This window comes from Sporosarcina sp. USHLN248, assembly GCF_037144575.1.
Taxonomy (GTDB): domain Bacteria; phylum Bacillota; class Bacilli; order Bacillales_A; family Planococcaceae; genus Sporosarcina; species Sporosarcina contaminans.
Window position 1 is genome coordinate 74,975 of the sequence record NZ_JBBCZC010000002.1, and the last position, 22,810, is coordinate 97,784.

Sequence of the window (22,810 nt, forward strand, 5' to 3'; positions counted from 1 at the left end):
AATGGGCTATTGATGTAAACAACTACCTTAGAGACTTATGGAAACTGGAGGTTTATTGAATGAATTCTGAAAGTATGATTGAACTGAGCAGCCAATCATTATTCGTCTCGTTTATCGTATTGCTGCTTGCAATATTGCCGATCGGTATGGCGGTAAAGTCGAAGAGGGTTTGGACAAGCCGAATCGGGATCGGTGTAACCCATTTGGCATTTCTCATGCAGCTTCTTTATTTTTTCGTAAGATGGGCAGCGATCGGGCATGCCCCTGTTAGCAATATGTACGAGTTCATGACCTTTTTTGGCATTATGCTTATTGGAAGCACATTGCTCATCTTTCATCTCTATAAACAAATTGTAGTACTGTTATTTTCTATTCCAATTTCTCTCATCATTATAGGGTATGGGTCAGTTTTTACAAGTGAAGCTTCACCGCTTATTCCAGCGCTGCAAAGCAATTGGCTTTCCGTACATGTAATTACTGTTGCAATCTCAAGCGCGATTCTTTCAATTGCGTTTGTGACAAGTATTATTTATTTAGTAAGTGCGACGGATGTGGATAAAAAGGCGGGCGGTGTACGTGGATTGGAATTCGTCATGTATTGCCTCGTAATCGTCGTTGGTTTTATTATAAGCTCCATCACTTTTTCATTTACATACGATGAACAGATGATTGAATTCGAAAATAAAACTGGTACAGCCGAGAGAGTGATTTATAAAATGCCTGCTCTTTTCGTAAATGACGGAGCAAAGTTGGCTCATGAGCAAACAAGCTTTGGATGGATCGAGCTGACGAATTCGATCGATGCACAGAAGCTAAACACGATCGTCTGGGCATTTCTATACGGGACGGTCATTTATTTGATAGTACGAATCACAGCACGTAAAAACATTAGCCAGCTAATTAAGCCGCTCACACAAAAAGTAAATCCTTTAGTAATGGATGAAATAACGTACCGTGCCGTTGTAATCGGCTTTCCGCTATTTTCATTGGGCGGATTATTGTTTGCAATGATTTGGGCGCATCTCGCATGGGGGAGGTTTTGGGGATGGGACCCGAAAGAAGTATGGGCTTTAATTACATGGCTATTTTACGCGGGTCTTTTGCATTTGCGAACGACAAAGGGCTGGGAAGGCAACCGGACAGCATGGATGGCGATTATCGGGTTTGGCCTGATCGTCTTTAACCAAGTATTCGTCAATTTAGTTATCGCAGGATTGCATTCCTATGCGTAAATAAAAAAAGTCCCCATTCGGGAACTAAATAACTGCGATCTATGCTCTTACTAATTGTTCAATGTATTCGTATAGTCAATTGCATTTCTTGCATGTCTTGCATTCAGTTTTGTTAGCACCACATTTTTTGCATTTTGCCACCCGATCACTCCTTTGCATGGATATATTCAACTTTATTCAGCAGACGTTTGAGATATGCACAATGAAGCTTGGTTAATTGATCATCCTATTCAATGACAATAAAACGTTTGCTATGTGGCTAATTAAGGGAATGAAGCATAGCCTAAAATATGTTAAACTTATAAAGCCGTCCATTTTGAAAATGACTGGATAAATGTGATTTGGCGTAATCGGCAAGTGTTTTGGCTCCAAAGCATGCCGAGGAGTGATTGATAAAAGGAAGTGTTTTTGTTGGTTGGACGTAATGATCCCTGCCCATGCGGCAGTGGTAAAAAGTATAAAAAGTGCTGCGCTAGTAAACAGGCAGTAACAGTTGAGACGGTGCAAATGGAAGAATTGGAACGGGTTTTACAAAATTTTTATGATGAATATCCTACGCGAAAAGACATTTATGAATACATAGAGGCTGCAAACGAATGGAAACAAGAGTTGGGCCAAGCTCTTATGGAAGAAATGATCGAAGCGATCGCCTTGGATGAATTCTTTTTCCATAAACGACCCGATATTTGGGAAGACTATTTGAAGAAGCAGAAGAAAAAGATTGTACGGCCTTCTGTATTGCAAGTATTGGACCGTTGGCAAAGTCCTCGTATGTTCATTGGACAAGTAGAAGCGGTAGAAGATGAGTATATGACGGTGAGCAATATTTTTGAGAACGAATCCATTAAGCTTCGCAGAGAGAGCGACAAGCCGATTCCTGACGGCATACACCTTTTCAGCTTCATTTTGCCTGACAATCGTTTAAAAGAAGATCATTATTTAGCAGTATCGACACTCATTTTCTTCCCCGTTGACCATTCAGCGCAAATTAACGCATTTGCTAATAAGTTTTCAGCACAAAACGATAAGACGGCTGCCGATTTCTTGAAAGAGAATACGTTGGAGTTTTGGCGCATGTTAGTGGCGGATGGCTACGCAGGAGAAGAGTTTAGTAACTTTGAAGCAGGCGTATTACAGCATGTCGTGAAGTTTTTGGAACAACATGATCGCGAATCTGAGAAATTCATTGAAATGCTTGAAGATTATTTAGTTGAACAGCAGCCCAATGCTAGAAAAGAAGTTGCCATAGCTGCTGGCGCAATCCGTTTTGGACAGGAGCAAACTTTCTTCGAGCCACTCTCCATGACACTAAAGGAGATTGCCGAATGGTTTGGCGTGTCCCCTTCTTCCATGAACAAATATTATAAAGAGCTTTCTGAGTATCAAATGGAGAAAATTATATAAAATGATGACAAGCCGGAAACGAGTGGAAAACATAGTTTCCGGCTTTTTTAGGTGAATAAAAGGTCAATTCTTTCACGATCATAATCTAATATCCAATCATTGTATTTTTCATAGAGCTCTCGCAAATCTTCGATATTTACAGCAATAATGTCACAACCTCGATCATCGTATAAATGGTAGATCATTTTTTTCGGTACATTGACGAAGAAAATATCACAGCCATCCTTGATATTGTTTTTTAAGATTCGTATAGGGTGCGCAAAATCATTATGGCTAATCGCCAATAAAAGATCAGCATAAGCGATCCCCTGTTTCGAGCATGCCAATACAAATTGATGGGTCACCATTGTGTCATAATCATCCTCATCGGCATCCCATATGAGGCTTGGCAAAACGCTATGCGTTAATTGCATCCGTCTGTTTTTGTCTTTCACATATTTGCGATAAATATTGGCTGGCCGTTTTTGTAAAAAATGATTCGCTTTTTCACAGTGGATATTGCTGACGAATAATAGTTCATCCTCATCCTCAAAAACAGTATCAAATAACGTCCTGCTTCTCTCTTGAATTTGCTTCATATTTTGTTTGTCTTCATGTTCGGAGCCGGGCTTTGCGATCTCAAATCGAATGCTATAATGCCATGAATAGAAGAGTGGGGGCTTTAAGAGAAGGTTGTCGAAATATTTATACAAGAAATCGTTTAATGTTTCATTCAATAGACACGCCTGCCTTTCATAACTATTTTGCATGTCATTCGTTCGAAAGGCAAATGGGTAATAAAAGTTATTAAAAGAATAGTGGATATACGTTTTATAGTTTCAATCATTCAGATAAAGTGGTAAGCTTTTATTGGATACTAATTTCATAACTTTTTGACCATTAGGGGAATCCTTTTAAAGGACTGAGAGAAGAGTTGAACTCTGATACCCTTATTACCTGAACAGGTTCGAACCTGCGTAGGGAAGTGGTGTCTTTTTTGCTATGCATTTTCATGCTAATTATAAGGCCGCTTCCTTACATAGGGAGTGGTCTTTTTAGTTAATTGGGGGGATGGTAATGGATTTAATTGCTGTGACGAACAGCCGAATGGACAATTCGGAGCTTCTGGACATTCTGCTTCGAATAGAGGCGTCTATTGACGCGGTAATTTTGAGGGAAACGTTAAAGACGGATGCAGAGGTTCTTAGTCTAATAAGGCTTTTGCAAACAGCTAATTTTGATGAAGAAAAAATAATCGTTCATGGTCGCGCTGATATTGCGCTGCTTACAGGAATACGGCGTGTACAACTTCCGGGACATGCGCTGCCTGTTGACAAGCTGCGACAGCATTTTCCTATGTTATCGTTTGGGCGATCCGTCCATTCCATTGCAGAAGCCCAAATGGCATATAAAGCAGGAGCTGATTGGCTACTATATGGGCATGTGTTCGAAACTGCATCTAAAAATGGCCTGCCCCCTCGAGGAAGTGAGGAGCTTTTCAAGCTTTGCCAATCAATCCCTTTGCCAATCTATGCAATCGGTGGCATCCTTCCTGAGCATGTGAACTTACTCCAAAGTGGTGGTGTTTCGGGCGTCGCACTTATGTCTGCTATTTTCACAAGCAGTTCTCCAGAACTAGCTCTATCCAATTACAAGGTTGAAATGAAATTAGATTGAATCATTCTATACAAAGAGGAGGAGTGCAAATGCGAAAAATCATCGAATTGAATGGCAAAAGATATGAAGTGCCACTAAAAATTGAGACGATGCAACAATTGCTCGAACATTTGAAGGTGTCCGAACGTATTGCTGTCGTCGAGGTAAACAATAGCATTTTGTCAAAGAAAGAATACTGCAAACCTATTAATGACCGAGACAAGATTGAAATTGTTCATTTTGTAGGAGGAGGCTAAAAATGTTAACGATCGGAAATAAGACATTTCAATCCAGATTATTGTTAGGGACAGGAAAGTATCCTTCCTATGAAACACAAAAGGAAGCTGTTCGTGTGTCCGAAACAGAAATTCTGACATTTGCAGTAAGACGTATGAATATTTTTGAGAATTCACAACCAAATTTATTGGAACAGCTTGACCTGACGAAATACACATTGCTGCCGAACACTGCAGGGGCTAAAACTGCCGAGGAAGCTCTTCGGATTGCCAAATTAGCAAAGGCATCCGGGCTCTGCGATATGGTGAAAGTAGAAATCATCGGCTGCGACCGATCGTTGCTGCCGGATCCTATTGAAACGCTGCGCGCCTCAGAAATGCTGATGGCTGAAGGTTTTATTGTCTTGCCATATACATCGGATGACGTTGTACTTGCCCGGAAATTATGCGAGTTAGGTGTTCATGCAATCATGCCGGGCGCATCTCCAATCGGTTCGGGACGCGGCATTTTAAATCCGATGAATTTGTCTTTCATTATCGAGCAATCAGATGTGCCGGTAATTATAGACGCTGGTATCGGTTCGCCAAAGGACGCGGCGTATGCAATGGAATTAGGTGCTGACGGGGTACTGCTCAACACCGCAGTATCTGAAGCGAAGGATCCGGTTAAGATGGCACTTGCTATGAAACTTGCCGTTGAGGCGGGAAGACTTGGGTTTGAAGCAGGGCGGATGCCGAAACGTAATTATGCCGTTGCAAGCAGTCCGATGGAAGGGTTCGTTTTAAATGAATGAAAGATACTCACGACAGGAATTATTCGCTCCAATAGGAGAGGAAGGGCAAAAAAAATTAGGTCAAGCGAGTATCTTTATTTTAGGTGCCGGAGCATTAGGTTCTTCGGGAGCTGAAATGCTTGTTCGTGCTGGTGTAGGACAAGTGACAATTGTAGATAGGGATATAATTGAATGGACGAACTTACATCGACAACAGCTATACACTGAGCAGGATGCTGTACATCAAGTGCCAAAAGCTGTGGCTGCCGAGAGGAGATTGTCTACTCTCAACAGTGATGTAAACATTACAGGGATTGTTGCGGATGTGACTCCTGAAAATGTTCTTGATCTATTTACAGGACACGATGTGATTGTGGATGCAACAGACAATATGGAAACAAGAATGCTTGCCAATGACGCGGCAATGAAACTCGGCCTGCCTTTTTTCATGGGGGCATGTGTAGGCAGTTATGGTCTGACGTTTCCAATCGGTGTTAGAAGCGGCCAACCTTGTCTCCACTGTCTCTTGGACACACTTCCAACACTGAATATGACGTGCGATACGGTCGGCGTCATCAGTCCGATTGTCGTCACGACAGCTGCCCGTCAAATTACGGGTGTATTGAAATATTTGACAGGAACAAAGATTGAGCCCAAATTAGAATCCGTTGATGTATGGACTGAAGAGCGGGCGTCAATTCAAGTAGGAGATTTGAAAAAAAGAAACTGCCCGAGCTGTTCCGAAAATGCGATTTTTCCATTCCTGAATGCTCGAAATGCAATGCGGCCGGCAGTGCTTTGTGGAAGGGACACTGTCCAATTGACATGGCCGGAAAAAAGACAAGTTGAACTTTCTCATTTTGCCGAGTCGATCCGGAATTCAGTTGCAAACATGATCCATAATCAGCATTTGGTCGCTTGCGAGTACAATGGGAAACGAGTCGTCTTATTTCGCGACGGTAGAATGCTCATCCACGGCACAAAAGATATTATAACTGCAAAGAAAGTTGCTGCCGAATTATTTGGTTGAACTATTGATGGGCAGTATATGAATTAAGCATATGAAAAGGGAAGCCGGATAGACGTTAATCCGTGAGCCTTCCCTTTTTCAAACTATCTATAGAAGAGAACAAACTGAACTTAGTGAATTGATATCTATAATCGTCGGAGATCGTTTAAACTATTGGGATGTCCTCCCTACTTCCTTGAACATATGTCTTTTTGCTTGCAGGAGAACACGAATCGATGTGAATAGGCGTCATTTCTATTGTTTTACTTATTTTGTCATCGATTCCCTTTCATTCATCCGATAAAACTACCTCTATCCACGCTCCGAAATCATCGGACCTGGTCTCCATACCTATCTCAAGCATGCACTAATAAGTAAAGAAACCACACTAATCAAGTTAGTACAAAGAGTAGAATTACGCTTTTCTCTCATTCCGAAATTCGTTTCATTGTAATCGCTTAAGCCTAACATAAGGATTAGATGGTATCGCTATTCGGATATTGTACTGAAAGCTGGAGGACGAAGATATACTTTTGCTATTGGCTTTATTCTTAAATTTCTGGATAATACGGTTCGCATCTCGGGTTATAATAAAATGGCGGCCTTGGCCCGATTTTAGGCAGCCGAAATGTAGTTTCACCGTAATGAACAGTCACTTTTTCATCCGAATCATCCGTCAGTAAAACATCTGCATTGCATGAATTCGTTGAGTGCATGATCGTAACCTCCTATTGTCAATTGTTCTATCATATTCAACCTTGAATGAATTGTTGTGCGAAATAGTAACGCAACGATTGGGCGTATCATACTATGCCGTTGAAAGGCTTTTGAGAGAGGGGACAAAAATGATGAACGATCATGATGATTTTTCGGCATATCCGATGCAACCGAACTATGGCAAAATCACTCAATACGAAGACGTGCCAATGACCGTTCCAGAACAGCGTCAGTATCGACAGCCCGGTGTAGAAAAGTTAATGAATCCGAGACCGATTATCGAAAATCCATCTTATAAAGGATCCGAAAAGCTAACCAACAAAGTCGCTTTAATTACAGGAGGGGATAGTGGAATTGGAGCAGCCGTCGCCATCGCATTCGCGAAGGAAGGAGCAAATGTTGCAATTGCTTACCTCGATGAACATGAGGATGCGAGCCGGACGAAGGGAAGAATTGAGGAGTTAGGGCAGCGTTGCTTATTGCTTCCGGGAGACGTACGGAACAAACAGCATTGCATTCATATTGTTGAAAAGACAGTGAAGGAATTTGGCGGATTGGATGTGCTTTGCAATCATGTAGGCATTCAATTCCAGCAGTTAAGCTTATTGGATATTACAGATGAACAGTTTGACGACACTTTTAAAGTGAATGTGTACTCGCATTTTTATACGACGAGAGCAGCGCTGCCTCATTTAAAAGCAGGAAGCGCCATTATTAATACAGCATCCGTTGTGGCGTACGATGGCAATGAACAGCTGATCGATTACACGGCGACGAAAGCTGCAATTGTCGGATTTACACGAGCACTCTCGAACAGCTTAGTAAGCAAGGGAATACGAGTGAACGCCGTTGCGCCAGGGCGCATTTGGACGCCATTAATCCCTGCAAGCTTCTCAGCAGATGTTGTTACGCAAGCCGGCAACCCGATGAACCGCCAAGGGCAGCCATTTGAATTAGCCCCTGCATATGTTTATCTTGCCTCAGATGATTCCCGATTTGTCACGGGGCAGACGATCCATGTGAATGGCGGGGAATTTATTACTTCATAAATTCCATTACCTAAAAATAGCTTCCCGAAGTTGCGCGTCCAACTATGGAAGCTCTTTTTGATTGATTCATAAACTTACCACTTCCGAAACGTCCATGAAAATCTACTTCAAACACGCATAAAATCATACAACAACGCATAAACTTATCAATTTGACGCATATCGACAAGTCCACAACTCATATTCCAATTAAAAAACGCATAACTTGCCTACAGAACGCATAACACCTTTGGAATTGCGCATAAACTGCCTATTTTCAAGGGGAATTGATTTGCGGAATGTTGTGGGATTGGTATGATCGATTGATAAGGGGGAATGGGATATGAAAATGCCGACGCATATTATTGCTTGTGGGGGCCTTGTAGAAGATTTGGAAGGCAATTTATTAGTAGTGAAAACCGAGCATGGAGGATGGGTTTTTCCAGGTGGACAAGTTGAAGTAGGAGAAAACTTGATGGATGGTGTAATTCGTGAAGTGAAGGAAGAGAGTAGGATTGACGTTGAAGTGAAACACCTCATTGGCGTGTACTCAAATACAGGGATCTATAAATGGTAGGATAGCATGACGGATGTACCGACAAAGGTGATGTTCGATTTTGCATGTAAGCCGATCGGCGGCGAACTGTGCACATCGGAAGAAACATCGGATTGCCACTGGGTGCCAAAGAACGAGGTGCTTGAAATGGTGACAGAGCCTGCAATCCGAATTAGGTTACAATCGTACTCCGATTTTGAAAACGCTGTGGAGTAGATGGAGTACAAAACACATCCGGAATTTCAATTATTGCTAAGTAGGAAAGTTTAATATAAAGGAAGAACCACCTTCGCTTAAGGGTGGTTCTCACTAAAATCGTATTCCTTCTAACGCTTATACAATTTCTTCTTCTTTTGCATCGCTTGCACTCATAGGTAAGTTAATAATTTGCCTTGAAGACTTCTACTGCTTTCTCTCAAAAATACATATTTAAATTCTCTCTCATTTACTATTAGACTTTCCGACCCTTTGACTTCTGAATAATCTGTACTAATATAAAATACAATATAATTTGTGAGGAGTTGGCGACTTGAGAAGTATTTTGTACGCATCGCTGTTATCCCTTCTATTATTGACAGCATGCTCTGCAAAAGAAAATCCGGAAGTGACAAATGACAATGGCGCGGGTGAAGAAGAGCAGCAAGTTGAAACTGTAGAAGCTGCTGAGAATGAAGAGATTGAGGAAGACAATGGTAGATTGGAGGATGATTTTTATGAGATTGATGCTCCACGAGCACTAACAGAAGTGGAGCAGGAAATGTTGCGTAAACCTGGTATATATAGTGGAGAACATTACGATAAGAATAGAGTAATTGATTATTTGGATCAGCTGCCGAATGATTTAACGGAAGAGGAATTTTTAAAAGAACTTGTTTATTTATTGTCTGAAGACTATCACGAAGAAGTCGATCAGCTTATTCATTTTGATTCAACTGTTGAAGTAAATATTGAACGCCCTGATGATAAAATTGATTCACCTGAATTGCGAACAGCGCATTATGCCATTCTAATCGATGCGAGCGGAAGCATGAGAGCGGCAGTTGGCAATAAAACACGGATGGAAGCAGCGAAAGAAGCTGTTTATGAGTTCGCTAAACAAGTGCCTGAAGGAGCGACAATTTCGTTAAGGGTATACGGCCATAAAGGGACTGGAACGGTGGCAGACAAACAATTGTCGTGCAGTAGCTCAGAAAACTTGTTCCAAGGTCATTTTGATAGCGCAAAGTTCAAGCAGTCTTTGAATTCATTCCAAGCATCGGGATGGACACCGATCGGGCTTGCGCTTGAGACGGTAACGGAGGACATTCCCGAAAATACCGACCATGTTGTCGTATATGTTGTCAGTGACGGCATCGAAACTTGTGATGGCGACCCTGTCCAGGCAGCAAAGGTTTTGTCGCTGCGGACATTGAAACAGTCGTTAATATTATCGGATTTGACGTCGACAACGAAGGGCAAAAACTGTTGAAAGAAGTAGCGGATGCAGGAAATGGAGACTTTACGTATGTGAACTCAGAGCGCGATTTGAAAGCGTATATGAGGGAGCAGTACGAAGAATTACAAAACCGTTGGATGGAATGGAGAAAGGAAGGAACTTCACAAACGACAGCGATTGGAAAAGAGAAAAGGGAATGGGCAAGTGAACTAGGCAAGAGGATTAAAGAGAAAAGTGAACGTGAGAAGGAACGAATGCTTGTTGCGCAGGAGTTTTTGTTAAAAAAACACGGGGAAGATTTATGGCATTTAGAATACGCAGTTACAAGTTATGTTTTTGAAAAATGGAGATACGGTGTAATGGAGGGAAATAAGGCGTGGCTTGATACTCATCAAGAAGAGAGGGAGCAATTTAACGAGTACTTCAAAGAAGGAATGGAAAAGGAGCAGCAGTATAGGGATAAAAAAATCGGGCGTGATGAATAGAAATCGTAAGAGCCTTTGAATTTAAATTAAATCAAAGGCTCAGCTTGTTGACCAACGCTCGCTACTACGTTTGGGCCAGCAGGCTTAGGTTGTCTTCCTTGGCAAGCGTTCTCAAGCCAAGCTGAAGAAACTTCTATCTATTTACTACAGACCCTATAATGACTGTAGACAAAGCGAAAAGATACTTTGTCTATATAAAAGTAGGGAGTCATATGAATCTATTTACAAACATAATCTCTTCGACTATACTGGTGGCATCATAGAATTGAACTACATACCGTTTCTGCACTAGGGGTGCCATTTTGGCTGAGATGTGAGCTGTTGCTCCGATCCCTTATGACCCGATCAGGATAATGCCTGCGTGGGGAAGTGTAGTGACTTTCCTATAAGATCTTTGTTCAGCGGATGGCATCTCGTTATTGACAAGACGAATATGCTTGTATGTTTGCTGAATAGAGACTCACAAAAAATGGACAAGTGGCTACATCTTCTCGGATGTAGTCTCTTTTTTATGAAAAAAATGTAGGGGGTCACAAAAATGGAATGTGGATTCAGTCCAATTGTCGGATTTCGCTTTTCGCTTCATCCGATGGCAGACGATTTTGTAGCAATAATTAAAGGAGCTCTGGAAGAAACGGATACATCAGCTGTTTGGATGCATACAGACGATGTTTCGACGGTTATTCGCGGCAAACAGGTCCATGTATTCAATGTCGCCAAAGCGATTGCATTGAGTGCAGCAAAAACAGGAAAGCATATCGCGTTGTCTGGAACCTTTTCTGCAGGCTGCCCTGGCGATAGCGCAGGCGATGCTTATTTGAATATGGGAGATGCAGTGCTAAATAATGATCGTACGAAGCAATATGTCTCTTCACAATTCGCATTGTATCCGATGAACAATCCTTCGTATATGGATATTATTTATCGTGAAGTGGATCATGCTAAAGAGCGTGGGGTCTTTAATGAATCGATGCATTATGCAAGCGGCATTCACGGAGATATTCATGATGTTTTCGATTTTTATGAAGAAGCTTTTTCAAATGCTCGCTCCGAAGAACATAAACATCTTGTTATGACGGTATCGATGAGCATGAATAGCCCTTCGCATGGAGGACGATAACATGTTGAAATCGTGGAAGTTGAAAGAAGTCGTATTAATGTCTTTGTTTTCGGTCGTATTTGGGATTGTCTATTTGTTGTTTCTTCATGCGGGCAATATATGGGCAGGCTTCATTGGGCCGATTGCTTATGAATGGATATTTGGCATTTGGTTTATCGTCTCGATTATTTGTATGTACATTATCCGCAAGCCTGGAGCGGCAGTCATTTCCGAGACGATTGCGGCAGCTATTGAGGTGTTGTTAGGAAATGCAGTCGGACCAAGACTTATCTTGTCCGGGGTTATACAAGGCTTAGGTGCAGAGGCAGCTTTTGCCGTGACGAGATACAAACGCTTCGACCTTTGGGTGCTCATGTTGGCTGGCGCAGGATCTGCAATATTTAGTTTCGTTTACGGCTATTTCTTAGGTGGCTTTACAGTGTTTAGCACCGGGTATGTACTGCTCATGTTTGGCTTACGAATTGTAAGCGGTGCAGTAATTGCTGGAGTTGGAGGAAAAGCGGTCGCAGACGGACTGCTTGCGACTGGGTCTCTACGTGGATATGCAATTGCCCGTTCTGAAAAAGGTGATGCGCGTGCCTGAAGTGATTCGGTTTGATGCAGTGCATTTTCGATTTCCGGAAGATGAAAAGTGGGTGTTGAAAGATCTTTCATTTTCAATCAAGCAAGGGGAGCGGGTCGTCTTCACTGGTCCCAGCGGCTGTGGAAAGTCCACACTTCTCTATTTGATCAATCGGCTATATCCTTATAATTGCGATGGCATTGTAAAGGGAACGATTACGCTGTTCGGGAAAGATAGCGAAGCTTACAAACCGGGTGAGGTGAATCATCGAATTGCGACTGTATTCCAAGATCCAGATGCTCAGTTTTGCATGCAAACGGTTGAAGAAGAGCTTTCCTTCACATTGGAAAATTTGAATGTCCATAGAGAGGAAATGGATGATCGGATAGCTGAAGTGCTTGCGCTAACTAAGTTGACAGCATTCAGACATGCAGTCATACACAATCTATCCGGAGGACAAAAACAACAGATTGCCGTAGCTTGCGCTTTAATAATGAAACCGGAAGTCCTATTAATGGATGAGCCAATTTCCCATTTGGATCCGTATACGGCAAAACAGTTTATACGTTGGTTGGACCGCCTGCAAAGAAGGTTATCCTTGACGATCGTCGCAATTGAACATCGGCTTGAATTATGGGATGGCTTTTTTGAAAGGCAAATTCCACTTAAGAAAATGCCGACTGCAGCTACTATCGAAAAAAGGAAAAGCAGTAAGCAGAATATCCCTTCACTTATTGTGAATGGTCTGCGAACAGATACCTTTCTACATTCCTCTTCCTTTACGTTAAACCGCGGTGAAGTAGCTGTGTTGGCAGGACCGAATGGCAGCGGGAAATCGACGATGCTGAAGGCACTTTGCGGTATCATAAAGACGGAAGGAAAAGTGCAGCCAAACTCAGTCGGGTATGTTCCGCAATCGCCGGAGTTTTTATTCCTAACGAAAACGGTCCGTGAGGAAATTGCATATGGCGGTGGAGAAGCGGTAAATGAACTGATCGTACGTTTGGATTTAGCTGAAGTTGCAAACACCCATCCGTTTGCGGTCAGCCATGGACAAAAAAGGCGGGTTGCCATTGCTTCGATGCTTTGTGATGGCAGGGAAGTGATTGTAATGGATGAACCGACATCCGGCCAAGATACGGCAGCTTTGGAAGAATTGTTCCGCCTAATCGATGGGCGGGCAGTTGGCGGCACGACTTTTTTAATCGTCACACATGATATGGAATTTGCGTATAGAATAGCCGACTCCGTTTTATTAATGAAAGACGGAAAGCTGACAGGGAAGTACAATGCGGAGACCGTTTGGAATGATCATCAACTGCTTTCTGAACACCATTTGCTTCAGCCGATAGGAGGGAGCCAACGTGAAGTCAGCTTTGCATAATATGAACCCTTCCATAAAGTTCATTTCGATTACAATATGCATGTTGGCGATGGCATTCTTTTTCAATCCGTGGACTCCTCTTGTTTGCTTTGCAGGCGTTATAATGCTCCAAGCGTTTTTTAGTACAATTAGTTGGAAACGATGGATGCTCTTTATGGTTCCGTTTGCCATTATGGCTTTCGGCTATTTTTGGACGACGATTGTATTTGCGGAAGAGCGTACAGGAGAAGTCCTTTGGTCGGTTTGGAATGTAGATATTACAGAAAGCCAATTCAATCATGCGCTATCACTCAGTTTCCGAGTATTGGCATTCGCAGGATTGTCTTTACTATTCGCATTGACAACGAATCCGACCACTTTCATTATGAGCTTGATGCAACAAATGAAGCTGTCGCCGAAAATCGCTTACAGCATATTAGTCGGTTATCAATTTTTGCCAGTCATGAAGGATGAATTCATCCAAATACAGCAAGCGCATAGGTTACGAGGGGCCAATGTAGAGAAAAATGTTATCCGAAGGCTATTCAATCTGCGTAGGGTGCTATTGCCAATGCTTGCAGGTGCAGTACGTAAAGCGGAAAGAGCTGCTTTCGCTATGGAGGCAAGAGGATTCACAGGTGAAAAGAGAAAGTCTTTTTATAAGGTAGTTGTTGTCAGCAGGAAGGATTGGATGATGTGTTCACTTTTCATCACAATTCTATTGATAGGATGTATGTTCACGCTTTGGGATAAATAAAGGAGATTATCCGCTAAGCACTTGTACTTTTGCATCATTATGTGAAGGAATAGGTTGAAATGTTGTTATGGAAAAACAGTGTTCTTTGCGACATCCTCGTCTGGATAGCTGAATAGGATCAAAACCACTCTAATAAGAATAAAAAGCCTTGAAAATTTTGCGTTAAGTAAATTTTTAAGGCTTTTTTTGTGTGTGAATCTCAAACTCTATCTATGACTGAAGCCATGAGAGCTCTTATCGGAATGGAAGGCGACATAATTTCCTACTGAAAAACCAACACAGACTTTTTACTGACTACTATCAAAAAGTTAAGCGGGATAGTCGAGTAACCTTGAAAATTGCACTAATTAGCAAATAGAGGAAAAAGTATGTGTTTTTAGTTGCTTTCTGTGTGTGGGAAAAAGGTAACAAATTGTTAAGTGTTTGATAAGTGTTGAGTAAGCGAATGGTAAGAGTGCCCCTATATGCTTTAAAAGGATTGAAGCGAGTGGGAGGATATGAAAAATGCACCAAAAACATAGCGGCAATGCGCTAACGGTTGATTTTTCAAGTTTAAGCGAAAGTGTTTATGAATTATTAGAAGACGTTTTTATGCTGACTATCTTGGATTTCGAAGGAAAAATAATAAAAGCAAATGAGCGTTTCCAAGAGAGATTTGCGTCTTCTTCTGAATTATATATGCGAGATTTCAAATCATTTCAAGATAAGCGACAATCAACCGCTTTTATACAAAACGCCATAGATATTGCAATGAATGGGGAACGGTGGAAGGGTGAATTATGTTTAGTTTCAAAGAATAGCGTTTCCAATTGGTTTACTTGCTTATTCGTGCCGATTGTACGTAACGAGCATGAACACCAAAATGAAGTCGTATGTCTGCTACTAGAGATTTCTGAGAAAGGCAGCTTAGAACATTGGCAACAATTAGCGACTTGCCATGAAATTACGGGATTGCCAAATCGAAGAATGCTTCAACAGGAGCTCGATGCTCTATCGGAACGGGCAATTCGGACGGATAACCGATTTGCAGTTTTATTCATGGATATTAATCAATTTAAATTAATTAATGATACTTTTGGCCATTCGGTTGGGGATTGGTTTTTAAAAGAGATCGCCGATCGCCTGCAAAAGCTGACTACATTAAGCAACCGGATTTTTCACGTGGGTGGAGATGAGTTTATCTTCTTAATCGAAGAAATCGATCATATTGAATCCAATATAGCAGAAATTATTGAAGTGTTTGATGGCCCATTCACATTGGACTCAATTTACTTTGAAGCCAGTGTCAGTATTGGAATTAGTATTTTCCCAGACCATAGCATACATCCGAAAAGATTAATTGAATATGCGGATACAGCAATGTTTGAGGCTAAATTGGATCGCCGTTTGCCTTATAAAATTTTTGGCAATGAGATCCTTCAACAAAAGAGAGGACGCAACAAATGAAAGGCAGAAATGCAATTGTTGGAATAATTGTGGTGGGCATTGTAACGCTCATACTCTTGAAGCTTTATGTGTTTAAGAAACAGGAAGTCGTCCAAGCGAAAGATCCGTTACCGACAGAGAGTTTTATACAGCAACATTTGATTGCCGATGATGGCCGGATTCGAACAAATATTACAGACCAATCAGAGATTTACCTGTCTGAAACGGTTGGGTTATGGATGGATTACCTGCTGGCAAAGGAAGATTCCGAGCAATTCAATAAGCAAGCAAAAGTACTGAAAAAATACTTTCTAACATCTGATTATTTAGTCGCTTGGGAACTGAAAGGGACAATAAAAGCACCTGCGAATGCATCTATCGATGACTTTCGTATAATGAATGCCTTTTATGAAGCAGGAGAAAAATGGAACAATCGCTCCTATACGAAAATGGCGAGAAAAATGGCGGAAAGTTTATCAAAATACCATTTGCGTCAAGGGTTTCTTGTAGATTATGTCGACTTGGAAACGAAATATCAAGGCACTGAAATAACATTGAGCTACATTATACCTGCAGCGTTTGATCGTTTAAAGGAAGAAGAAGTAATAACGAGTAATACGTATAACTTAACCCAACAACTATTGCTTGAATTACCTAATTCATCTATTGGGTTTTTTCCGAAAACGTATAACGTTCCAACAAAGGAACTGATCTATGACGATCAAGTGAATCTAATTGATCAGTTTTATGTTGGCTATCATCGTGCCCAATGGGGCGGAGATGTCTCGCCTTTGTTAGCATTTGCGAAACAGGCATTCTCGGATGGAGGCGGAATGATCTATGGGAGATACGATGGAGTTACTGGAAGGCCGATCGTTGAATATGAAGCGGTAGCCGTATATGCTCTTGCAATTTTAATGTGTTTAGAAATAGGGGAAGTTGAATTTGCAGAAAAGTTAATCAGTCGCATGAATACATTGCAGGTACGGGACTTTAAACAGCCGTATTATGGAGGATATATCGATCTGCATTCACGCGACACACATACATTCGACAATTTGCTCGCAATGATTGCTGAAAGGAGATGGATCGATGAACAAGCATATTGAGTTGGAAACATATTCTCTTGCTCTTTTTTCTTTACTGCTTGTTGCAGCACAGATGCCAGCGATTTTCCTTTTTAAAGAAGGAGCAATTGGCATCTTTCTTTATTCTTTTTTACTGTTAATCGTTTTAGTATCTCTCTTCAAAGGGACGATTGCAGGACTGCTTTGGTGCTTGCCTTTTTTATTCATAATCGGATCGGTATTAATTTATTCCAATCTGCCTGCAAGCAGTTTGTCAACCAATCTTAATGTTATGCCGTTGCCGTATTTCATGGCATATGGACTTTCTATTGTCATCCTTGTGTTAATTGCTGGCAAGATACATGAACGTGTTACGAGACAGGGGGAAATGGTACACCAGCTGAAAGAAAAAATCCGCCAATTTGTCGCGGTTGATATGGAAACTAATTTTGACAATAAACAAAGGATGGAATTTGAATTGAATGCGGAAATGAAACGGATCAATCGGTATGGTGGTGAATTTACACTTATATTATTGCAAATCGATCATTTTGATTCTTTTCGGAAATTATACGGAGAGAAAGAAAAGGTGCATCTACTCTCCTCTTTATCCAAAGTATTAGGGGAGACGATGAGAGCGACTGATAGGAAATTCCGATATGGTTATGATCGCTTTGCTTTGTTATTGACGAATACGCCGGATGATTCAATCGAAGTGATCTTCAATAAATTAAGCAGCAATCTTAAGACACATAGGCTGCTCAATGAGAATTATATAACACTTTCTTATCGGCTTGGCCATTCTCTTTACAATCAGTCTTCAGCTTTTGAAAGCGTTGAAGATTTCATAGAGAAAGTGGAAAGTGAGATGTTGTCTCATGAACTTTGATAAACGGATTTTCTTTTTTGTACTAATATGTGCATTATTTCTTTTTGGACCTACGATCTATGCAGAAAATGAAGAGATTAGTATATTGATCGTTTATTCGACAGAAGACGATTTGCCAAATAAAGATATTTTGTTATTGGATGCTACGTTTTCCGCATTTGCAACAGAGCAAACCCTCATTTCGACAGCTGATTTTACTGCTGAACAAATCGAGGGGAGACATGTTGTTGTATATGTCGGTGAAGTTGAAAAAACCTTGCCTTTGGAATTGATAGAATCAATCGATGCATTCAAAGGAAAATTGATTTTTTTAGGGCTGAATGTAGACCAATTCAATGTTTTAAATGATTGGCAAATTATTGGTGATGCTGAAGTTAGGGCAATTGAAAATCATTCACTAGCGACACCTTTATACACTACCCATATCCTTCCTCCGAATGAAAGCGAAACGCTTGCGACCGGAAAGTCGATTGATAAGAACATTCCTTTCATCATTAAAAAAGGAAGAATTTCATATATAGCATCCACTAATTTTGGTGTAGAAGAAAATGCAATTTTATCGAAGTCTATTTATGCACTATTAGAACAAGATCCACCTTCCAATCACCCGGCCTATATCCGGTTAGAAGACATTTCTCCTATTTCAGATTACAAGTTAGTTGAAGAGACAGGAATGTACTTGGCAGACCGTGGTATTCCTTTTTACATGGCGATTATTCCAGTTTATGTAAATAATGAAACAGGTGAACATATTCGCCTCTCTTCCAATAAGAAGCTTGTTGATGTGTTATTGAAGTTGCAGGATAGGGGCGGAATCGTAATCGCACATGGTTATACACATTCCTATCGTTATGAGGAAACTGGCGAGGGCTTTGAATTTTGGGATAGCAAATTAAACCAACAAATTACAACTGAGCGTACAGACGAAATCCCTCCTCCAATAAGACAACGTGAATCATTTCTTAATGACGCGTCTTTTGATAAATACACAAAAGAGATGAAACAAATTGAGAGGAATTATGTAGAGCAGAAGCTTCAAAAGTCAATTGAAGATTTATATGAGATCGGATTATATCCTTTAGCGTTTGAAGCGCCTCATTACACGATGAGCTCAAATGGATATGAAGTAGCTTCTCAATCATTTTCGGCGATATTTGGTCAGATCCAATTAAGTGATACGGATTGGGAAGTAATGGATGCTCCTCTATTTATAGGGAAACCAAGCATATTGAATGGAATGACGTTATTTCCAGAAACAATTGGCTATGTTGACCCACTATCTTCAGTAAATCCACTTCAAGATATGGAGCAATCAATCAATCGTTTAAAAACTGTACCGGGGTCAATAATTGGGGGTTTCTACCATCCTTATTTAGGCATTGAATATTTACCGCAAATGCTCGAGTTAATTGAGTCTACGGGAGATATTGAATGGATTGATCTGAGAAATACTGAACAGTTCGCGAAGACGAAATATGTAACAATCCATCAAACAGTTAAAGATGGTCTTACCGTTTCTTCTACCAAAAGTAAATGGGATGACGTTTTAACACAATTTGCAGAGCGCCCTTTTGAAGCGGCACTGTGGATTATGTCTTTCGTTGTTATGGCGTTCATAATGGCTTTTTTCATCCATATAGCCACTTTACGCATGCGATTGAAAAAAAGATTATTCAGGGAGAGGGAATCTATTGGCTAATACGCTCTTTTATACAGCGCTCATTTTAATATGGGGAATGCTGCTTTATCATATGTTTTTAATGCAAGGGGGGTATCGTCATTTCAAAACCTTTGATCGAAAAATCCCTGAATGGAGTAAGAATATGAAGAGCTTGCCGACGGTGAGTGTTTTCATCCCTGCGCATAATGAGGAAGTCGTAATTGAACAGACGTTAAAAGCGATGTCACGCCTGTATTACCCGAAAGACAAATTAGAAGTCATTGTCATTAACGATAATTCATCGGACAGGACGGGAGAGATAGGGCGGTCTTTCAGTGAGAAATTTCCATTCATAAAAGTAATCGAAACGAGGCCGCCGAATCGGGGAAAAGGTAAATCATCTGCTTTGAATGAGGCACTTAGTCAATCGACGGGTGATGTGATTGTTGTTTATGATGCGGACAATACTCCTGAAAAAATGGCAGTTTGGAATCTTGTAATGGGATTGGTTAATGACCCAAAAGCGGCTGCTGTCGTAGGAAAGTTTCGGGTGATCAATGCTAAAAAAACATGGCTCACCCGGTTCATAAATATCGAAACGATCTGTTTTCAGTGGATGGCTCAAGCTGGAAGATGGAAGTTATTTAATATCGCTACAATTCCTGGAACCAATTTTGCGATTCGGAGATCTGTAATGGAACAATTGGGCGGTTGGGACGTGAGGGCGCTTGCTGAAGATACTGAATTGACTGTTCGCGTGTATAACTTAGGCTATCATATCCGCTTTTTCCCAGCTGCGATTACGTGGGAGCAGGAGCCCGAGACGTTAGGTGTTTGGTGGAAACAACGGACGAGGTGGGCAAGGGGGAACCTATACGTCGTCTTGAAGTTTTTAAGTCGAATTTTCAAATTGAAAAGGAAGCGCATCATCTTCGATCTTTTTTATTTCTTTTTCACCTACTTTCTATTCTTCTTTGGGGTTATCGTTTCAAATGCTCTTTTCATCATCAATTTGTTCTACGATTTGAAGTTGTCAATCGGAAACGTAGCAGTCGTGCTTTGGGGTCTCGCATTCCTTCTCTTTTTGGCTGAAGTCATGATTGCATTAAGTATTGAAAAAGATGAAATGAATCGGAGTAATTTTTTTTGTGTCATTTTAATGTATTTTACTTATTCACAAATGTGGATCGTGCTAGTCGTCTATTCATTGTTTTTAGAAATGAAACGTGTCCTTTTCCGACAAGAGGTCCGTTGGTATAAAACAGAGAGATTTTCACAGAAACGAGGAGATGTGCAATGAGAACATTCAAGATGGGAAGCTTTATATTTGCTATTGTTCTAATCATTTGCTGTTTATTTACAAACAGTGTTGCGAAAGCGAATTATGAAATACAGATGGATGATATAAAGGTTGCGAAAGAAGCCGTTTCACCATCTATAAACCGCCATGTCATTACAAACCAACCGTTGGAATTATATGGCCCTGAACAGGAAGCAACATTTTATTATGAAATCCGTTCAACCGTGGATGAGAGCGGTAATGAATTGGTTTTAAAACTAAAACATTCTGAACTATTGATTGAACCTTCTTCTGTATCGGTAAGCATTGACGATGAGAAAGTGAAAACAATTGCATTGAACAATGAACAACTGACAAATCAGCTCACGATACCTTTGACTGGAAACCATCTATCAAAAGGGTTTCATAAAGTAACTGTCTCTTTTCATGGCATTCTAAAAGAAGGCGTTTGTGTAGATCAAGAGACATCTGGAAACTACTTGATGATTGGAATTGATTCCTATATTCAATTGAGTGGAGAAGTGCCAGGAGAAGCATCATTATCAGACTATCCATCTTTATTTACAATGAATGGCAATGCCAATGTTACAATTGTTTTGCCGGATTTGGCTTCATTAGGGACGAGGAATAGCGGAACAGCTTTAGGTGCTTTTTTAGCAGAGCGTGCAAATGTAGAAATTATTCGTGAATCGAAGTTAGAAACTGTTAAAGGCAATCTCATTTTTATAGGAGCACAGGATGAATTTGTTTCAGAGAAAATGAAAAAGTTGCTATCCAAGGCAGAAGTAAAAGCCCCGGCAGAAGGTCTTGTTTTATCCCTTCATCATATTGTCGGCAATGGCGGCACTGTTGAATCATTGATCGTCACGGGCAAGTCGCCAGAACAGATTAAAAAACGTATTGAGATTCTTCTGAATGAACAGTATAGTAAACAATTAATAGGGCAGAAGATGGAAGTAAAATCTGAACCAGCAAAAACTACAAAAGAAAATGGAGAGATTGTTACTTTTAAATCTCTTGGTGTTGGAAATTTAACTTTTGACCGTTTTAACAAAAAAAGTGAAACTTACTTCGGTTATGCTCCTTCCTCGATACCGAATGACAAGAATGCCCAATTGGAACTTCGTCTAAAACGTTCCGAAACACTTGGTCAGATAGATGAAGAGTTGTCTACTAACGTTACGAACCAAGCGCCGGAGTTGGTTATTTTTGTTAATGAGATTCCTCATTCTATAAATTTACAAAATCTTGGTGAGGAAGAGGATGGCATCTATACAGTAACATTGCCCATTGAGAGAAATGTTATAAAAAATAATAGGATGATTTCATTAAGCTTTGAAGCGAACGGGTTGAGGGTGAAAAATCCTTGCTTTAGTTTTGATGATAATCGTTGGGTATACGTGATGGATGACAGTTTTATTTCATTCCCAAACAATGATGCTGCAGACGTGGGAATGCTATCAAGCTTCCCTTTTCCGTTTAGTGAACTATCAAAAAAGGTGATGATCATCTTGCCGGCGGCAGTAGAAGTGGATGATGATGATTTATTAACGTTATACAATTCGCTTGTCGTTAATGGACGTGTCCCACTTGTTGAATTGGCGGATGGAGGGCAACTTAAAGACGATGAGTTAGGCGATCAACATTTGCTGTTTATTGGTGGACTTGCAAATCAGCCAGTGCTTGAAAAGCACGCTGATGACCTAATTGTTTCTCACAAAACTGGTGTGCCTAATTTTCAACCGTTCGGCTTTTTGCAAGAGGCAGTCGATTATTACAGTTGGATGCAAGAAAGCCCATTCAGCAAAGATCATCTAATGATGATGATTGGTCAAATGGGCGAGACCGAAAAAAAGATCAATGATAAACTTCTTGACTCCATTAAAAATTTAGAAGACCCTGCAACAATTGCAGTTCAAACGAAGGACCAGCGCTTCTATACAAATGCCATGCAAGTAAGTAGCATGGCTGGGGAATTGAAAAGCAAACAAACACAGACAGAGGGAAAAGAGTCTGTTGTTTGGTGGTTTGTAGGGTTTGCAAGTCTACTTATTATGATTCTGATTGTACTTATAGTAGTGAAGAGAAATAGGGAAAGGAATCGATTGGAAGTATGAACTATAGGTGATCATTCGAGAACCAGAGAATTGGAAAACTC

Annotated in this window: 23 protein-coding genes and 2 riboswitches; of the genes, 21 read left to right on the plus strand and 2 right to left on the minus strand. The window is 40.7% G+C overall.

Annotated elements, in window-relative coordinates:
• Positions 1-59: 59 nt before the first annotated feature.
• Together ccsB and WFH04_RS01345 are read left to right on the plus strand one after the other, a co-directional pair.
• A complete protein-coding gene (gene ccsB, locus WFH04_RS01340) occupies positions 60-1,232 on the plus strand; it encodes a c-type cytochrome biogenesis protein CcsB (protein ID WP_336822248.1) in 1,173 nt (390 codons plus the stop codon).
• Between the two features lie 411 nt (positions 1,233-1,643).
• A complete protein-coding gene (locus WFH04_RS01345) occupies positions 1,644-2,636 on the plus strand; it encodes a YecA family protein (protein WP_336822249.1) in 993 nt (330 codons plus the stop codon).
• Between the two features lie 47 nt (positions 2,637-2,683).
• Here the strand turns inward: WFH04_RS01345 and WFH04_RS01350 are convergent, their stop codons facing one another.
• A complete protein-coding gene (locus tag WFH04_RS01350) occupies positions 2,684-3,352 on the minus strand; it encodes a DUF3885 domain-containing protein (protein ID WP_336822250.1) in 669 nt (222 codons plus the stop codon).
• 155 nt (positions 3,353-3,507) lie between these two features.
• A riboswitch (TPP riboswitch) is annotated at positions 3,508-3,616 on the plus strand.
• A gap of 76 nt (positions 3,617-3,692) precedes the next feature.
• Between WFH04_RS01350 and WFH04_RS01355 the strand changes: the two genes are divergently transcribed.
• The 4 genes from WFH04_RS01355 to WFH04_RS01370 are packed head-to-tail and all read left to right on the plus strand — an operon-like array spanning position 3,693 to position 6,310.
• A complete protein-coding gene (locus WFH04_RS01355; protein ID WP_336822251.1) occupies positions 3,693-4,292 on the plus strand; it encodes a thiamine phosphate synthase in 600 nt (199 codons plus the stop codon).
• A 29-nt stretch (positions 4,293-4,321) separates the two neighbouring features.
• Complete coding sequence (gene thiS / locus WFH04_RS01360) at positions 4,322-4,528, plus strand: sulfur carrier protein ThiS (RefSeq protein ID WP_336822252.1); 207 nt, start codon at positions 4,322-4,324, stop codon at positions 4,526-4,528.
• 2 nt (positions 4,529-4,530) lie between these two features.
• Positions 4,531-5,301: a thiazole synthase gene (locus WFH04_RS01365; RefSeq protein ID WP_336822253.1), complete on the plus strand. Its 771-nt coding sequence runs from the start codon at positions 4,531-4,533 to the stop codon at positions 5,299-5,301.
• Entirely contained in the window at positions 5,294-6,310 is a 1,017-nt protein-coding gene (locus tag WFH04_RS01370; RefSeq protein WP_336822254.1) for a ThiF family adenylyltransferase, read from the plus strand. The genes WFH04_RS01365 and WFH04_RS01370 overlap by 8 nt, the downstream gene beginning before the upstream one ends.
• Before the next feature lie 530 nt (positions 6,311-6,840).
• Here the strand turns inward: WFH04_RS01370 and WFH04_RS01375 are convergent.
• Positions 6,841-7,005, minus strand: coding sequence for a hypothetical protein (locus WFH04_RS01375; protein ID WP_336822255.1), 165 nt, complete (start codon positions 7,003-7,005; stop codon positions 6,841-6,843).
• Positions 7,006-7,137: 132 nt separating this feature from the next.
• On the opposite strand from WFH04_RS01375, the gene WFH04_RS01380 reads away from it, so the two are divergent.
• The 15 genes from WFH04_RS01380 to WFH04_RS01450 all read left to right on the plus strand — a co-directional run bounded on the left by WFH04_RS01380 (position 7,138) and on the right by WFH04_RS01450 (position 22,769).
• On the plus strand, positions 7,138-8,055 hold the full coding sequence (locus tag WFH04_RS01380) for an SDR family oxidoreductase (RefSeq protein WP_336822256.1): 918 nt from the start codon (positions 7,138-7,140) through the stop codon (positions 8,053-8,055).
• Between the two features lie 321 nt (positions 8,056-8,376).
• Entirely contained in the window at positions 8,377-8,610 is a 234-nt protein-coding gene (locus WFH04_RS01385) for an NUDIX domain-containing protein (protein ID WP_336822257.1), read from the plus strand.
• 6 nt (positions 8,611-8,616) lie between these two features.
• Positions 8,617-8,805, plus strand: a complete 189-nt coding sequence (locus tag WFH04_RS01390) for an NUDIX hydrolase (RefSeq protein ID WP_336822258.1) — start codon at positions 8,617-8,619, stop codon at positions 8,803-8,805.
• 313 nt (positions 8,806-9,118) lie between these two features.
• A complete protein-coding gene (locus tag WFH04_RS01395) occupies positions 9,119-10,057 on the plus strand; it encodes a vWA domain-containing protein (RefSeq protein ID WP_336822259.1) in 939 nt (312 codons plus the stop codon).
• Entirely contained in the window at positions 10,054-10,509 is a 456-nt protein-coding gene (locus WFH04_RS01400; protein ID WP_336822260.1) for a hypothetical protein, read from the plus strand. Before WFH04_RS01395 ends, WFH04_RS01400 begins: the two co-directional genes overlap by 4 nt.
• A gap of 280 nt (positions 10,510-10,789) precedes the next feature.
• A riboswitch (TPP riboswitch) is annotated at positions 10,790-10,894 on the plus strand.
• 153 nt (positions 10,895-11,047) lie between these two features.
• Positions 11,048-11,629 (plus strand): YkoF family thiamine/hydroxymethylpyrimidine-binding protein, encoded by a 582-nt coding sequence (locus WFH04_RS01405; RefSeq protein ID WP_336822261.1) that lies wholly within the window; start codon positions 11,048-11,050, stop codon positions 11,627-11,629.
• Position 11,630: 1 nt separating this feature from the next.
• Positions 11,631-12,212: an ECF transporter S component gene (locus tag WFH04_RS01410; protein WP_336822262.1), complete on the plus strand. Its 582-nt coding sequence runs from the start codon at positions 11,631-11,633 to the stop codon at positions 12,210-12,212.
• Complete coding sequence (locus WFH04_RS01415) at positions 12,199-13,575, plus strand: ABC transporter ATP-binding protein (RefSeq protein WP_408020153.1); 1,377 nt, start codon at positions 12,199-12,201, stop codon at positions 13,573-13,575. Before WFH04_RS01410 ends, WFH04_RS01415 begins: the two co-directional genes overlap by 14 nt.
• Complete coding sequence (locus WFH04_RS01420) at positions 13,556-14,311, plus strand: energy-coupling factor transporter transmembrane component T family protein (RefSeq protein WP_336822264.1); 756 nt, start codon at positions 13,556-13,558, stop codon at positions 14,309-14,311. Before WFH04_RS01415 ends, WFH04_RS01420 begins: the two co-directional genes overlap by 20 nt.
• Positions 14,312-14,815: 504 nt before the next feature.
• A complete protein-coding gene (locus WFH04_RS01425) occupies positions 14,816-15,757 on the plus strand; it encodes a diguanylate cyclase domain-containing protein (protein WP_336822265.1) in 942 nt (313 codons plus the stop codon).
• Positions 15,754-16,845 (plus strand): hypothetical protein, encoded by a 1,092-nt coding sequence (locus tag WFH04_RS01430; protein ID WP_336822266.1) that lies wholly within the window; start codon positions 15,754-15,756, stop codon positions 16,843-16,845. The genes WFH04_RS01425 and WFH04_RS01430 overlap by 4 nt, the downstream gene beginning before the upstream one ends.
• Positions 16,829-17,692 (plus strand): GGDEF domain-containing protein, encoded by an 864-nt coding sequence (locus WFH04_RS01435; protein ID WP_336822267.1) that lies wholly within the window; start codon positions 16,829-16,831, stop codon positions 17,690-17,692. Before WFH04_RS01430 ends, WFH04_RS01435 begins: the two co-directional genes overlap by 17 nt.
• The gene (locus WFH04_RS01440) at positions 17,682-19,391 is read left to right on the plus strand and encodes a DUF2334 domain-containing protein (RefSeq protein WP_336822268.1); all 1,710 of its coding nucleotides are present in this window, start codon (positions 17,682-17,684) and stop codon (positions 19,389-19,391) included. Before WFH04_RS01435 ends, WFH04_RS01440 begins: the two co-directional genes overlap by 11 nt.
• Positions 19,384-20,652 carry a glycosyltransferase family 2 protein gene (locus WFH04_RS01445; protein ID WP_336822269.1) on the plus strand — a complete coding sequence of 423 codons (1,269 nt, stop codon included), beginning with the start codon at positions 19,384-19,386 and terminating at the stop codon, positions 20,650-20,652. The genes WFH04_RS01440 and WFH04_RS01445 overlap by 8 nt, the downstream gene beginning before the upstream one ends.
• Complete coding sequence (locus tag WFH04_RS01450; RefSeq protein WP_336822270.1) at positions 20,649-22,769, plus strand: cellulose biosynthesis cyclic di-GMP-binding regulatory protein BcsB; 2,121 nt, start codon at positions 20,649-20,651, stop codon at positions 22,767-22,769. The genes WFH04_RS01445 and WFH04_RS01450 overlap by 4 nt, the downstream gene beginning before the upstream one ends.
• Positions 22,770-22,810 lie beyond the last annotated feature (41 nt).